The 1,980-nt window shown below is 51.2% G+C and carries 2 protein-coding genes; both read right to left on the minus strand.

The annotated features are described in order from the left end of the window. On the minus strand, positions 1-1,226 hold a 1,226-nt coding region (locus ACEW8P_RS13235), incomplete at its 3' end, for an ABC transporter permease (RefSeq protein ID WP_373513553.1). A gap of 220 nt (positions 1,227-1,446) precedes the next feature. Then, on the minus strand, positions 1,447-1,926 hold the full coding sequence (locus tag ACEW8P_RS13240) for a nuclear transport factor 2 family protein (RefSeq protein ID WP_373513554.1): 480 nt from the start codon (positions 1,924-1,926) through the stop codon (positions 1,447-1,449). Positions 1,927-1,980 lie beyond the last annotated feature (54 nt).

Consider the following 1,980-nt stretch of genomic DNA (forward strand, 5'->3'; position numbering starts at 1 on the left):
AAGCTCAACGGCGAGAAAGACGACAACATTAGGGCCGGATAAGACCCCGCCACCAGCGAAAGGCCCACAATGACCGCGCCGACGCTGGCCAGCACCGGTAGGCTGAACAAACTACCGAAAGCAATTTCCTTTTCGGCGATAGAATTGAACAGCGGCAGAAGCCCGAACAGCACCGCAAAACCCAACAACACCGCCGCCGCAACCATAATGAACGCCTCGACGTAAAACCGCGCCACCAAAGTACCCTGCGTCGCGCCGACTACCTTGTTGATTCCCACTTCCTTCCGCCGCTTTTGCGACTGCGCCGTTGCCAGGTTCATGTAGTTGATGCAGGCGATGAGTAAAATGCCCAGCGCCAGGGCAATGAGAATGTTGACCTGCTGAATGTCTCCGATGCGCGTCGTGCTGGAATTGGAAATATGGGTAGAATGCAAGTGAACGTACGCCAAAGGCTGTAGCCAGAATCGGAACCACTGTTTGTCTTTTTCCACGTTAGCATCAAGTACCTGATTGATTTTACCCTCCACCTTTTTCATCGAAGCGTTTGGCTCGAGCAGGAAATAGGTTTCGTAGCTGGCATTGCTCCAATGCTGTCCTTCGTTGGCCCACTTGACCGTGGAGAATGAACCAATGAGGTCGGGATCGAGGGTAGAGTTTTGCGGGAAATCCTGGTAAACGGCGCTTACCGTTACGTCGTAATCGTGATCCACGTTGAGAACTTTACCTATCGGGTCGGCGTCACCGAAGTACTTACGGGCCGTACTTTGGCTCAGCATAATTTTATTCGGGCCGTCGAGAGCCGTTTTCGGATTGCCGGACACCAGCGGCAGGTCGAAAATATCGAACAAGCCGGCATCCGACCAGTACAGTTTCCGCTCGGCGAACTTATCCTGCCCGCTGCTCACGAAACCCGTTTTTCCAAAATTGTGGTAGAGCAGCCGAGCGTACGACTTGATCTCTGGAATCTCTGCTGCCATGTCCGGCCCGATATTGTTCGGTACCGATGCCCACTCATTGCTCTCTCCGCCGAAGGTTGCCGTCAGCCCCACGCGGTAGATATCCTCGGCGTGCTGATTGTATTTGTCAAAGGACAGTTCCTCTTTGGAATACAAAAAGAGGTAGAGGAAAATGGCAACGCCAACCGACAGGCCAAGCAAATTCAGGGTCGAGAACAAGCCGTTTTTCAGCAAGTTCCGCCAGGCGATTTTGAAGTGGGATTGGAGCATAGCTGGGAAGGGGAATGGAGATGGAAGGAGAGAATTTCTTTCAATCGAACCATATTTATCACCAAAAAGCCATACCAAATTTAACCCCCTTTGATAATCAGTTTTTTATCTAGAAAGTAAATAAAAAACTGTCCGAAATCGGACAGTTTTTTTCAAAATCGAACAGCGAATCAGACTTGGCTACAATAATTTTCATCCCAAATTTCTCCTGATTCTTGGCTTACTTCCTGGGCAAAACCGTAACGCTGACAATCTTCCACTCGTTATTCACCCGTTCGAGGTAGCGTTCCTCCACGCTGTCGCGGGTCGTGCCGTCGGCATATTGGTTGTGCTGGTCGAAGACCACAAAGGCCGCGTTGCCGTTGACCCGGATGAGCCAGTTGTCGCGCGTGGCGGTCTCCTGGCTTGGTTTAGGATTTTGGGCAGCAGCTTTCTCCACCGTCTTACGCCATTCGTCGCCCGTCATTTTTGTGACCTTACCTTCCCGGTCAGTTGACACCCGCGACACGTAAGGCGCGGTTGACCAATAGTTAAGATACGTTTTGAGGTCGCGGGCGTACATGGAAGTGGTCAAGCCTTCGATGACTTTTTTGATGGCGGCTTCGTCTTTGGCAGAAGCTCCTTGTTGCGCAACGGCATTCTGAGTAAAAGCCACTACGCTGCCCAGCAGCAGGGCGACGGTAAAGAGTTTTGTTTTCATGAAAAAATGGTTTAGAATTTTGTGGAAAATCAAACAACGGCGTTGAACGCCTCC

The organism is Persicitalea sp. (assembly GCF_041751555.1).
In the GTDB taxonomy this organism is placed as follows: domain Bacteria; phylum Bacteroidota; class Bacteroidia; order Cytophagales; family Spirosomataceae; genus Persicitalea.